Consider the following 13,173-nt stretch of genomic DNA (forward strand, 5'->3'; position numbering starts at 1 on the left):
TATTTACATATTTATACACTTTACAGGAGGAAATCAACTATGGCAAGAAAAATGAAAACCATGGATGGTAACCATGCAGCCGCTCATGCTTCCTATGCATTTACGGATGTAGCAGCCATCTACCCGATTACCCCTTCTTCTCCGATGGCGGAAGCTACCGATGAATGGGCAACCGATGGAAGAACAAACATGTTCGGACAGCCGGTACAGATCACCGAGATGCAGTCCGAGGCAGGTGCTGCCGGCGCCGTACATGGCTCCCTTGCAGCAGGTGCATTAACAACAACTTATACAGCTTCTCAGGGTCTTCTTCTTATGATCCCGGATCTCTATAAGATCGCTGGTGAGCAGCTCCCGGGCGTATTCAACGTATCCGCTCGTTGTGTAGCAACTCACGCTTTAAATATCTTCGGTGACCACTCCGACGTTTACGCCTGTCGTCAGACCGGATGCGCAATGCTCTGCGAATCCAGCGTACAGGAGGTTATGGACTTAACACCGGTTGCACACCTTGCAGCATTAAAGGGTAAAGTTCCGTTCATCAACTTCTTTGATGGTTTCCGTACTTCCCACGAGATCCAGAAGATCGAGACATGGGATTACGAGGATTTAAAAGAAATGGCTGATATGGACGCCATTGATGCATTCCGTAAGAACGCTCTGAACCCGAACCATCCGGTACAGAGAGGTTCCGCTCAGAACCCGGATATCTTCTTCCAGGCAAGAGAGGCATGTAACCCGTACTACGATGCTCTTCCGGCAATCGTACAGGAGTACATGGACAAAGTAAACGCTAAGATCGGTACAGATTACAAACTGTTCAACTACTATGGAGCTGCTGATGCTGAGCACGTTATCATCGCTATGGGTTCCGTAAACGATACAATCGAAGAGACGATCGACTACCTTGCAAAACAGGGCAAGAAGGTCGGCGTTGTTAAGGTTCGTCTGTACAGACCGTTCTGCACAGAGGCTCTTATCAACACAATCCCGGATACAGTTAAGCAGATCTCCGTACTCGACAGAACAAAAGAGCCGGGTTCCATCGGCGAGCCGTTATACCTTGATGTTGTTGCAGCATTAAAGGGCTCCAAGTTCGATAAGGTTCCGGTATTCACAGGTCGTTATGGTCTTGGTTCCAAGGATACAACACCGGCACAGATCGTTGCTGTATACGAGAATACAGAGAAGCAGAGATTCACAATCGGTATCAACGATGATGTGACACACCTTTCCTTAAAGTTAGGCGCTCCGCTTGTTACAACTCCGGAAGGAACTACAAACTGTAAGTTCTGGGGTCTTGGCGCAGACGGTACTGTAGGTGCCAACAAGAACTCCATCAAGATTATCGGCGACAACACAGACATGTACGCTCAGGCTTACTTCGATTATGACTCCAAGAAGTCCGGCGGTGTTACAATGTCCCACTTACGTTTCGGCCATACTCCGATCAAGTCCACATACCTGATCCACAAAGCAAACTTCGTTGCATGCCACAATCCGGCATACATCCGCAAGTACAACATGGTTCAGGAGCTTGTTGACGGCGGTACATTCCTCCTCAACTGCCCGTGGGATGCTGAGGGTCTTGAGAAACACTTACCGGGACAGGTTAAGAAGTTCATCGCTGACCACAACATCAAATTCTACACCATCGACGGTGTTAAACTTGGTATCGAGACAGGCATGGGCCCGACCCGTATCAACACGATCCTTCAGTCCGCATTCTTCGAGCTGACAAAGATCATCCCGGCTGACAAAGCAAACGAGCTTATGAAAGCAGCTGCAAAGGCTACTTACGGTCGTAAGGGTGAAGACGTTGTTATGAAGAACTGGGCAGCGATCGATGCAGGCGCTAAGGGACTTGTAGAAGTGAAAGTTCCGGAGAGCTGGAAGAACTGTGAAGACGAAGGTCTTGACATGGTTCACGCTACAGAGGGCCGCGAGGATGTTATCAACTTCGTAAACAACATCCAGGCTGCTGTAAATGCTCAGGAAGGTAACAACCTCCCGGTATCCGCATTCAAAGAGTATGTTGACGGTACAACTCCGTCCGGTTCTGCTGCATACGAGAAACGTGGTATCGCAGTAAACGTACCGGTTTGGAATCCGGACAACTGTATCCAGTGTAACTTCTGTTCTTATGTCTGCCCGCACGCAGTTATCCGTCCGGTAGCTATGACAGAGGCTGAGGCTGCTAACGCACCGGCTGGTACAAAGACAATCCCGATGACAGGTATGCCGGAGTACAAGTTCGCTATGACGATCTCCGCACTTGACTGTACCGGATGTGGTTCCTGTGCGAACGTATGCCCGGGCAAGAAGGGTGAGAAGGCTCTTACAATGGTTCCGCTTGAAGGAAACGCTGCAGAGCAGGAAGTATTCAACTACGGTCAGAAACTTGACATCAAGCAGGATGTAATCGATAAATTCAAAGAGACAACTGTAAAGGGCAGCCAGTTTAAACAGCCGCTCCTTGAGTTCTCCGGCGCATGTGCTGGTTGTGGTGAGCCGCCGTACGCAAAACTGATCACACAGTTATTCGGTGACAGAATGTACATCGCAAACGCAACAGGATGTACTTCTATCTGGGGTAACTCTTCACCGTCCACACCTTACACAGCAAACAAAGCAGGCAAAGGACCGGCTTGGTCTAACTCCCTGTTCGAGGATAACGCTGAGTTTGGTTATGGTATGTTACTCGCTCAGCAGGCAATCCGCGATGGCTTAAAGGCTAAAGTTGAGGAAGTTGCTGCAAACGAGAACGCAACAGCAGAAGTAAAAGCTGCATGCCAGGAGTGGTTAGACACATTCGGTGTTGGTGCTACAAACGGTGCTGCAACTGACAAACTCGTAGCTGCTCTTGAGAACGTTGACTGCCCGACATGCAAGGACATCGTCAAGAACAAAGATTTCCTGGCTAAGAAGTCCCAGTGGATCTTCGGTGGTGACGGTTGGGCTTACGATATCGGATTCAACGGTGTTGACCACGTACTTGCAAGCGGCAAGGATATCAACATCATGGTATTCAACACTGAGGTTTACTCCAATACAGGCGGACAGTCCTCCAAGGCTACTCCGACAGGTGCTGTTGCTCAGTTCGCTGCAGGCGGTAAAGAAGTTAAGCAGAAAGACCTTGCTGCAATCGCTATGAGCTACGGCTATGTATACGTTGCACAGATCTCCATGGGCGCTGATATGAACCAGACCATCAAGGCAATCGCTGAGGCTGAGGCATATCCGGGACCGTCCCTGATCATTGCTTACGCTCCGTGTATCAACCACGGTATCAAGAAAGGTATGGCAAAGGCTCAGACAGAGGAGAAACTTGCTGTTCAGTCCGGTTACTGGAACCTCTTCAGATTCAACCCGGCAGCTGAGGGCAAGAAGTTCAGCCTTGACTGCAAGCCGGCTACCGTTGATTATCAGGAGTTCATCAAGGGTGAGGTTCGTTACACATCCCTCGCACTGAAGAACCCGGCAAGAGCTGAGAAGCTGTTTGCTAAGGCTGAGCAGAACGCGAAAGATAAGTACGCTTACCTTGAGAAGTTAGTAAAGCTTTACGATGACAACGAGCAGTAATCTGCAAAATTGAATCAGATCGTATTGAGATCCCGGGAACAGCTTTGGCTGTTTCCCGGGATCTTTTTGCAGTGCGCTGCATTTGCAGCGGCTTCCGCTTCATCGTAAATAAATCGTAAGAAAAAAGACCTGTGATATTCCTTGATTTCACAGGTCTTTTTCTCTATACTAACTGTATTAAGAGTGTTGATACACTTAGAAAGAATAAACAGACAGAAATTTTTCTGCCCCAGGGCCCGGAAATCAGGAGTGTATCACGCAGAGAATCGGGAAAGGAGGAGGCTTATGATCCTGTTAGACTACAAAGACCGGCGGCCGATCTATGAACAGGTGGTCGCGAAACTCGAGGAGCTGATGCTGCTCGGCGTGATGAAAGAGAATGAACCGCTGCCGTCCGTGCGCAGCCTTGCGATGGAACTTTCGATCAATCCGAATACGATCCAGCGCGCGTATGTGGAGCTGGAACGGCAGGGATACATCTATACAGTGAAGGGAAAGGGAAGTTTTGTGGCAGACAATCAGGCAATGAAAGAGAATAAGAAGAAAGAGGTTCTCCTGAAGGTGAGCGATATGATCGATGAGGCGATCCGTGTCGGGATCCCGGGAGAGGAGATCAAAAACATGGTGGAGATCCAGTATGAGGCGGCAAGAAAGAACGGAGGTGGAGACGAATGATCGAGACAAGCGGACTGACCAAACGATTTGATGACATCACAGCGGTGGACCATATCGATGCGAAGATCAAAGAGGGCAGCGTGTTCGGGCTGATCGGGACGAATGGCGCCGGAAAGAGCACATTTCTCAGGATGGTCAGCGGGATCTTAAAACCGGACGAGGGAACCGTTCTGATCGACGGGGAGAACGTCTATGAGAATCCGAAGGTAAAGTCGAAGTTTTTCTATATCTCCGACGACCAGTATTTTTTCGCGAACGGAACCCCGGTGGAACTCATGAAGTTCTACAAGACGATCTACCCGGCGTTTGATGAGCCGAGATTTTTCCATCTCCTGGAGTCCTTCGACCTTGGAAAGAAGAGAAAGATCTCCACGTTCTCAAAAGGGATGAAAAAGCAGCTCTCGATCATCTACGGGATCTGCGCGGGAACGGACTATATTTTCTGTGACGAGACCTTCGACGGTCTAGATCCGGTGATGCGCCAGGCGGTAAAGAGCCTGTTCGCGAACGATATGGCGGAGCGGAACCTGACACCGATCATCGCCTCCCACAACCTGAGGGAGCTGGAAGATATCTGTGACCATGTCGGACTTCTCCACAAGGGCGGGATCCTGCTCTCAAAGGATCTCGATGACATGAAACTGAATATCCATAAGATCCAGTGCGTCTTAAAACCAGGAGTGAAGGTGGAGGACCTTACCAGTCTCGATATCTTGAAGACAGAGTACCGGGGCAGCCTGGCGACGATCACGGTGCGCGGGACGAGAGAGAATGTGGAGCAGCAGATGGCGGCGTGTGAACCGCTGTTCTTTGAACTGATCCCGCTCTCACTGGAAGAGATCTTTATCAGTGAAACGGAGGTGGCAGGATATGACATCAAAAAGCTTATTTTTTAAACTTATGAAAGAGGACATGAAACGAAGACTCTGGGCGGTCGCTTTTTCCCTGCTCACATTCTTCTTTGCAATGCCGATGGCGGCGGCCATGGGGATCGCGAGCATCGGAAAAGAGTATGAAAACTGGCTCGTGAACGGGACTGGATATGCGGAGATCGGGGCAGATGCCCTGAAACACACGAAGATCCTGCGCCTCGTCGGAGAAGTTCTTGGATTTGAGAATGCGTTCCTGTGCGTTTTGGTGGCAGCAGCGGCTATGATCCTCGGACTGACCGGATTTCTGTATCTGCATTCCAAAAAGCAGGTTGACTTTTACAACTGTCTCCCGGTCAAAAGAGAGCAGCTGTTTGCTGTGAAGTTTCTGGACGGCTTCCTGATCCTCTTTGCGGCATATTTGATCAACATGATCGCAGCATTTGCGATCTTCTGCGGAAACGGGATCCAGGGAGGCAGCATCGTGAAGATGATGCTCTCTGCGTTCGCCACTCATATGGTAGGATTTTTACTGATCTATGCTGTGATGGTGATCGCGGTCCTGCTCACGGGAAACCTGTTCATCTCGATCCTCGGTGCAGGTGTTCTGTACGGCTATGCTCCGGCCATTTCCCTTTTGCTCAGTGTCCTGAAGGAATTTTTCTTTGTGACGACCGGAAGAAACAGCGATATGGGATGGATTGCGGAGTACGGATCCCCGATCGGATATTATGCAAAACTGATGGAAGCGGGACTCCGGATCTTCCATTCAGATCAGTTTTTTGATGATATCGATTATGGATATTCCAGGATCCAGATGAGTATCGGAAGCACGGGAACGGGCATGGGACTCTATAAGCTCTGTGCGATCGGCCTCCTTGCTGCGGTGCTCCTCACCGTCCTGGCGCTAATCCTCTATAAGCTCCGCCCCTCAGAGTCTGCCGGAAAAGCGATGGCCTTCAAAAAGACGCAGGCCCCGATCAAAGTCCTGCTCCTTGTGCCGGTCACGACGGCAGCGACGATCCTGCTGTGGAGTATTTACTACAGCCTGTCCTGGGCAGCTATCGGCTTTATCCTGGGACTTGTCCTCATGAGCTGCATGATCGAGATCATCTATCATTTCGATTTCTCGAAGCTCTTTTCGAATCTTGCCCAGACAGCAGCAGGAGGAGTCCTTGCCATTCTGCTGATCGGGATCTTCTGGACGGATGCGATCAGTTATGATTCGTATCTTCCGAACGAGAAGAACTTTAACTATGCATCGATCAATGCGTATCTCGACGATCTCGATTATGGGCTTCCGTACCGGAACGGAACCTCCTACGGATGGAAGTATCTGGATTACGGAAATTATGCGGATGAGAACATGAAACTTACCGATTACGCAAAAGTCCTCGCCTTCGCGGAGCACGGTGTGGAAGAGGCGAAGCTGCAGAGGGAGGCGAAGATCAAAGGAAATTCGACTTCCATCTATGATGACAGCGAGAGAATGATCTATGCGCAGGTCAGTTTCCATATGAAAAACGGAAAAACCGTTTACCGCTCCTACATGATCCCGCGCTCGGTACTCGGAAGCAGTCTCGATGAACTCTACGCATCGAGAGAGTACAAAGAGGGCACTTATCCGGTAATGTCCTACACACCGGAGAATATCACGGGGATCTACTGGATGACGGATGGAGACATCTCGGAGCTCAGGACGGACGATTCCATGAAGGCGGAGATCTTATCCGCCTACCAGGATGAGCTTGCAGGTCTGACGTTAAATGAGAGAGCGGTAAATGCACCGGTGGCTGCGCTGCGCTTCCTCACCACGGCTGAGCAGGAATACCTCACCGTGATCAGCAAACAGCGCGGAAATACTTCCTCTGGATTCCGCCTTGATGATATGAATAATGTAAACTTCTTCCCGGTCTATCCGTCCTTTACAAAGACGATCGCCCTTTTAAAACAGGCGGGTCTCGATGTGGAGCAGAGAATCTCCGTGGATGAAGTGGCTGCTGTAAAGATCCTGTATCCGGTGGACTATGAGACGGAGCAGACCGGGACAGATCCTCAGACAGGAGAGTCTGTCTTAGCGGCAGATATGGTGGCTGACGAGAGCACGGTGCAGGCGGAAGCTTCTTCGGATGAAGAAATGGCGATCGCGACGAGAACGTACGATGACAATTACCGGGCGATCACGATCGTAAACGATGGATCGGAGGAAAACAGAAAGAAGATCGGAGAGGTCCTTTCGGCGAGTGCCTCGGATAACCTTCTCCAGAGAAACCGCCTCTGCACATATGAAAGCGGGATCGAGATCTATGTGGAACTGAAACCGTCGGGAGATGAGGTTCTGACCGGAACTCCGGAAGAACGCCTGTACCGGTTCGTTGGAACGACAATCCCGGAATTCCTGGATCAGACGTTAAATTACGATCAGATCGTGAATAAATCTGTAAACCAGGGGATCGGAGTCAGCGAAAGTGATTGATGGAATGGAACGTATCGTGTATAATCAGATCGTCTGAATGAAACAGGATTTACCACAGACCAGGCAGAGACGCCGGATACACCGGCAGCTGCCTGGTCTGTCGGGCGCATGAGACACCCGAACGTTCCCGGCAGATCGCTGCGCTGTGTGGAAATGGAGAATGGGATCATCCGGACAAAAGATTTATGGAGGTTTATCATGGAATTTTTTGGCAATATCATAAAGGGAGTCATGATCGGGATCGCAAACATCATTCCCGGCGTTTCCGGAGGAACGATGGCGGTTTCCCTTGGCATCTACGATCGGCTGATCGGTGCGGTTTCAGGTCTGTTTAAGGAGTTTAAGAAGAACATCGCATTCCTGATCCCGATCATCATCGGCTGCGGGATCGGGATCGTGGGATTTACCTATGCGATCGAATATCTGCTCGACAAGCACACATTTGTGACATGTATGGCGTTCGTGGGTCTGATCCTCGGCGGACTTCCTGCGATCATTTTCTCCATGAAGTCAAAGATGACTTCCGGCGGGATCGGCGTGTTCGGGATCCTGGCGTTTGTGATCGCCTTCGTGATCTCCGGTGGAATGCCGCTCTTAAAGGAGAGCAAGGACGCTCTGACCGTGATCGCAGTGACTCCGGTGAATATGGTGATCTTATTTATTCTCGGAGTTGTGGCTTCTGCGACGATGGTGATCCCGGGCGTATCCGGATCCATGATGCTCATGATCTTCGGATATTATTACGCGATCATCAATACGATCAAGACATTCCTCGACAATCTCCGTGCGTTTGATCTCATGAGAATGAAGGATGGGATCCTGCTTCTGGCTCCGTTCGGGATCGGCGTGATCCTCGGGATTTTCCTGATCGCAAAGCTGATCACGTTCCTCTTTGAAAAATACGGGGTTCAGACATTCTGTGCGATCCTGGGACTTGTGATCTCATCCCCGATCGCGATTTTTATCAACACGGGTCTCGTATCGAAGCTTGGTTCCCTGTCCATCTGGGAGATCTTATTCGGAATCGTTCTCATGGGCGCGGGTGCGTTTGTGACGGTGTTTGTGGGAGAAAAATAATAAAAGAAAACCGGCGCTGCTGCTGGGATCCGTGGAAAGGGATTCCTGCAGACATCGCCGGTTTTCTTTCTGTCAGATGGTTTATTCGTGATCTTCGGTCACATTTGCCGTAGTCTCGGCGGATCCGTCTTCGAATTTCTCATCCGGAACCGCTTCGCAGGCGCAGGTATCATTGGATGTTTCGTTTTCGGCTGTCTCAGCTGTTTCAGCAGTATCGACAACGTCGACAGGAGCATCCTCCGGCATCACTTCCGCGATCTTAGCACCGCACTTGCTGCAGAAAGCGGCGGTCTTCTCGATCCTTGCACCGCATTCCGGACAGTGGATGAATCCTTCCAGGGTGGAGAGCTTGTCCTGGAGTTCGTCGATCGTCTTTAAGCTTTCACGGATCAGGGCAAACTCAGCAGAGTAAGCTTCCTCGTCGACTGCGTTTGCGGCTTCGAAGACTCTCTTGCCGATCTGGGCGTACTGGCGGTTCACCGCCTCTTTTTCTCTGGAGATCTGTGTTTTTAACTGAACGGTGTCGGAAACTTCCTTCGTTTTCTGAGCGACCTGTTTTCCGGCCTCCGTGAGACTGCGCTTCATATCTGTAAAAAATGCCATATGCAATAGACTCCTTTCTGAATATGGATCGTGAGCGGCTGTGTGAGAACAGACGCTGGATATTATCTTTATTTTAGTCTTTTTTGTGGGAGAAGTCAATCATTATGCTGGCAGCGTAACGACTTTGGTAGGTTGAAGCGGAAGAGAAAGTGTGCTATGATAATAGTCAGTTTACACATCGGACCACAGTCCGGGGGAAAGAGAGGAACTATTATGGGAGAGAAGAGAAAACCAGCAACGATCTGTATCCAGAGCGGCTGGAAGCCGAAGAACGGGGAGCCGAGAGTTCTCCCGATCTATCAGAGCACAACCTTTAAATATGAGACGAGCGAGCAGATGGGGCGTTTGTTCGATCTGGAAGAGGACGGATATTTCTATACAAGACTCGCAAACCCGACGAACGACGCAGTCGCAGAAAAGATCTGCGAGCTGGAAGGCGGTGTCGCTGCGATGCTGACTTCCTCTGGACAGGCTGCAAACTACTACGCAGCCTTCAATATCTGCAACGCAGGTGACCATATCATCAGCGCGGCAACGATCTACGGAGGAACCTCCAACCTGTTTACCGTTACGATGAAAAAACAGGGGATCGATGTGACGCTCGTTGATCCGGATGCACCGGAGGAGGAGATCGAGAAGGCGTTCCGCCCGAACACAAAGATGGTATTCGGCGAGACGATCGCAAACCCGGCGTTAGTTGTTCTCGATATCGAGAAGTTTGCCCGCCTTGCGCATAAACACGGCGTACCGCTGATCGTGGACAACACGTTCGCAACTCCGATTAACTGCCGCCCGTTCGAGTGGGGAGCAGATATCGTGACACACTCCACGACAAAATATATGGATGGCCATGCGATGACTGTCGGCGGCTGTATCGTTGACAGCGGAAACTTCGACTGGAATGCCCATGCGGACAAATTTCCGGGACTTACGACACCGGATGAGTCTTACCATGGAATCGTGTATACAGAGCGTTTTGGAAAGAAAGCGTACATCACAAAGGCGACAGCCCAGCTGATGCGTGACCTCGGATCGATTCCGTCCCCGATGAATTCCTTCCTCTTAAATGTCGGACTGGAGACTTTACACCTCAGAATGCCGAGACACTGTGAGAATGCACAGAAGGTAGCAGAGTGGCTGCTCGCGAGAGAGGATGTTGCCTGGGTCAACTATCCGGGACTCAAAGACAACAAGTACCATGCGCTCGCGGAGAAATATATGCCGAACGGAAGCTGCGGCGTGATCTCCTTCGGCTTAAAGGGCGGAAGACAGGCAGCAGGCGAATTTATGGACAAACTGAAATTCGTTGCGATCGTTACCCATGTCGCTGACGCGAGAACGTGCATCCTTCATCCGGCGAGCCATACCCACCGCCAGCTGACCGATGAGCAGCTTGTGGAGGCCGGAGTTGATCCGTCCCTGATCCGCTTGAGCGTCGGGATCGAGGATGTGGATGACATTATCGAAGATTTAAGACAGGCACTGGAAGATTAAAAACAGTTTTGCAGATCAGCCGACTGATCGGAGACTGATATGGACGAGATAAGTTGAGGCATAATATATGATGGAAATGGATGAAATGAAGGGAAAGGGAAAACGCGGACTTTTGAGAGTCGTATTCGGACGAACTGCGTTCTTCCTCTTATTTATCGCGCTGCAGCTGGCAGTGCTGTACTGGGTCTATGTGTGGCTGGACAAGCGATACCAGGCATGGGGATATGGTTCCTTTGCTGTGATCAGCGCGATCCTCACGATCCATATCCTGAATGAAAAGCAGAACGCGAGCTTTAAGATGGCCTGGCTGGTCCCGGTCCTCCTGTTCCCGGTATTCGGAACCCTGTTTTATGTGTTTGTCCAGCTCCAGACAGAGACGAAGATCTTTGCGAGACGGATCGAACAGGTGAAAAAGAAGACGGATCATTACCTTGATCAGGACCCGGATGTCTGTAAGAGACTGGAACTCAGGAGCCGGAGCAATTCTAATCTCAGCCATTATATGAAGGAGAGCGGCGGCTATCCTACCTGGGACCGGACGAATTTCAAGTATTTCCCGCTGGGAGATGACTTCTATGAAGATGTTCTCCGGGAGCTTCAGAAGGCGAAGCGCTATATTTTTATCGAGTATTTTATTATCGCAAAAGGAGTTATGTGGGACTCCATCGTGAAGATCCTGGAGCAGAAGGTGAAGGAAGGTGTCGAGGTGCGGATCCTCTACGACGGAATGAACTCCTTCTCAAATCTGCCTCATGACTATCCGAAGGAGCTGGAGGCAAAGGGGATCCACTGCCAGATCTTTAATCCGATCCGCCCGGCGATCTCGACAAGCCAGAATAACCGCGATCACAGAAAGATCCTCGTGATCGACGGCCATACGGCATATACCGGAGGAGTGAATCTTGCGGATGAGTATATCAACCGGAAAGTCCGCTTCGGACACTGGAAGGACAATGCGATCCGCTTAAAGGGCGATGCGGTGAATAATTTTACCGTGATGTTTCTCCAGATGTGGGACGTCTGTGTGAAAAAGCTGGACTCCGATTTCGATTACAGCAGATATCTGGACACCGGCGATTATTTCCACGCCCCGGAGCTCAACATGGACGGCTTTTCCATTCCGTTTTCCGACAGCCCGATCGACGGGGAGCCGGTCGGACACCAGCTCTACCTGGACATCATCTACCAGGCGAGAAAATATGTGTACATCATGACTCCGTATCTGGTTCTGGATGACGATATGATCACGGCGCTCACCTATGCGGCAAAGCGCGGTGTGGATACAGTGATCATCATGCCGCATATCCCGGACAAGAAATCGGCGTTCATGCTGGCACATTCCTACTATACGGAGCTGATTGAGGCCGGTGTAAAGGTATATGAGTATCTTCCGGGCTTTGTCCATTCCAAGACATTCGTCAGTGATGGGGAGAAGGCAGTCGTCGGATCTGTAAACATGGACTTCAGGAGCCAGTACCTGAATTTTGAATGCGGTGTTTATATCTATGAGAATCCGGTCGTGAAGGATATCCGGTATGATTTTGATGAGACATTAAAGAAATGTGTCCGGATGACGAAGGAGAGTGTGGATGCACTTCCGACACTCCATAAATTCTGCGGAAAGGCGATGCGGCTCATTGCACCGCTGATGTAAAAAGAATCAGACGAAAAAATGGAGCAGAGAAGATCTGCTCCATTTTGTTTTCACTTGTTGAAATCCTGTGACGCAAAAGACCCTGTTATTCGTTTCCGCTCTTATCACTGAGCGGATCTGCAGAGGCTGTATTGACGGATGCTTCCGCGCGTTCCCTGAGACTTACTGAGGCATTTTCTTTTTTGTAAGCGGAGATGGCCTCAGCGATCCGTTCTTTAATGTACTGATCCTTTTCTAGTTTTCGTTCCGCTTCGTCCGGATTGTCGAGGATCGGCACAAAGAGAAATCTGCGGACAGCAAAGAGGATCGCGACGGCAATACAGCCGATGAGCGCCTCTTTTATGGCAAGGTGATCGATGACCATCTGTCTTGCGACAGAGAAGAGAAGAACTTCGACGATAGAGTCGATATCATGGCGGCAGAACATCTTCAGAAGCTCGACACCGATGACGAGATCAAAACTTTTCTTCATAAAGTCTGAGAGATCAAAGCCGTTGTCAAGATACAGACTGTACAGGTTTTGCGGGACCGGTATGAACGCGATACAGATCGCGACGATCAGGATCAGGGCACAGGCGATCTCAAGATAAGAGGAGACTTTCATGAGAAAAAGCTGTGCCCGCTGGATCCGTGGGCTGGTGTAATGTTTCATGTGGGGTACCTCCTGGGTGAATTTATCTCAGTCTGATAAGATCCCGGCTGCGTCCGGCCGGTAAAAAGCATCAGACTTATATACAACGTGA

At 50.2% G+C, this 13,173-nt stretch carries 9 protein-coding genes; 7 read left to right on the top strand and 2 right to left on the bottom strand.

Annotation, left to right across the window (positions count from 1 at the left end; all coding sequences use genetic code 11):
- Window positions 1–39 precede the first annotated feature (39 nt).
- The 5 genes from nifJ to ACI3EW_RS07735 all read left to right on the top strand — a co-directional run bounded on the left by nifJ (window position 40) and on the right by ACI3EW_RS07735 (window position 8,679).
- Window positions 40–3,582 carry a pyruvate:ferredoxin (flavodoxin) oxidoreductase gene (gene nifJ, locus ACI3EW_RS07715; RefSeq protein WP_118532028.1) on the top strand — a complete coding sequence of 1,181 codons (3,543 nt, stop codon included), beginning with the start codon at window positions 40–42 and terminating at the stop codon, window positions 3,580–3,582.
- Between the two features lie 285 nt (window positions 3,583–3,867).
- On the top strand, window positions 3,868–4,257 hold the full coding sequence (locus ACI3EW_RS07720) for a GntR family transcriptional regulator (RefSeq protein WP_329752479.1): 390 nt from the start codon (window positions 3,868–3,870) through the stop codon (window positions 4,255–4,257).
- Window positions 4,254–5,153, top strand: a complete 900-nt coding sequence (locus ACI3EW_RS07725) for an ABC transporter ATP-binding protein (protein ID WP_118650316.1) — start codon at window positions 4,254–4,256, stop codon at window positions 5,151–5,153. The genes ACI3EW_RS07720 and ACI3EW_RS07725 overlap by 4 nt, the downstream gene beginning before the upstream one ends.
- Complete coding sequence (locus ACI3EW_RS07730; protein ID WP_405581602.1) at window positions 5,128–7,602, top strand: DUF6449 domain-containing protein; 2,475 nt, start codon at window positions 5,128–5,130, stop codon at window positions 7,600–7,602. Before ACI3EW_RS07725 ends, ACI3EW_RS07730 begins: the two co-directional genes overlap by 26 nt.
- Window positions 7,603–7,800: 198 nt before the next feature.
- A complete protein-coding gene (locus ACI3EW_RS07735) occupies window positions 7,801–8,679 on the top strand; it encodes a DUF368 domain-containing protein (protein WP_405581600.1) in 879 nt (292 codons plus the stop codon).
- Window positions 8,680–8,760: 81 nt separating this feature from the next.
- On the opposite strand, the gene ACI3EW_RS07740 is transcribed toward ACI3EW_RS07735, so the two are convergent.
- Window positions 8,761–9,282 (bottom strand): zinc ribbon domain-containing protein, encoded by a 522-nt coding sequence (locus ACI3EW_RS07740; RefSeq protein ID WP_405581597.1) that lies wholly within the window; start codon window positions 9,280–9,282, stop codon window positions 8,761–8,763.
- A gap of 213 nt (window positions 9,283–9,495) precedes the next feature.
- On the opposite strand from ACI3EW_RS07740, the gene ACI3EW_RS07745 reads away from it, so the two are divergent.
- Window positions 9,496–10,776, top strand: coding sequence for an O-acetylhomoserine aminocarboxypropyltransferase/cysteine synthase family protein (locus ACI3EW_RS07745; protein WP_118298090.1), 1,281 nt, complete (start codon window positions 9,496–9,498; stop codon window positions 10,774–10,776).
- A 67-nt stretch (window positions 10,777–10,843) separates the two neighbouring features.
- Entirely contained in the window at window positions 10,844–12,430 is a 1,587-nt protein-coding gene (gene cls, locus ACI3EW_RS07750; RefSeq protein WP_215702503.1) for a cardiolipin synthase, read from the top strand.
- An 85-nt stretch (window positions 12,431–12,515) separates the two neighbouring features.
- On the opposite strand, the gene ACI3EW_RS07755 is transcribed toward cls, so the two are convergent.
- On the bottom strand, window positions 12,516–13,082 hold the full coding sequence (locus ACI3EW_RS07755; protein WP_118532044.1) for a hypothetical protein: 567 nt from the start codon (window positions 13,080–13,082) through the stop codon (window positions 12,516–12,518).
- Window positions 13,083–13,173: the final 91 nt, after the last annotated feature.

It is taken from the genome of Pilosibacter rotomagensis (genome assembly GCF_045062245.2).
Lineage (GTDB): Bacteria > Bacillota > Clostridia > Lachnospirales > Lachnospiraceae > Pilosibacter.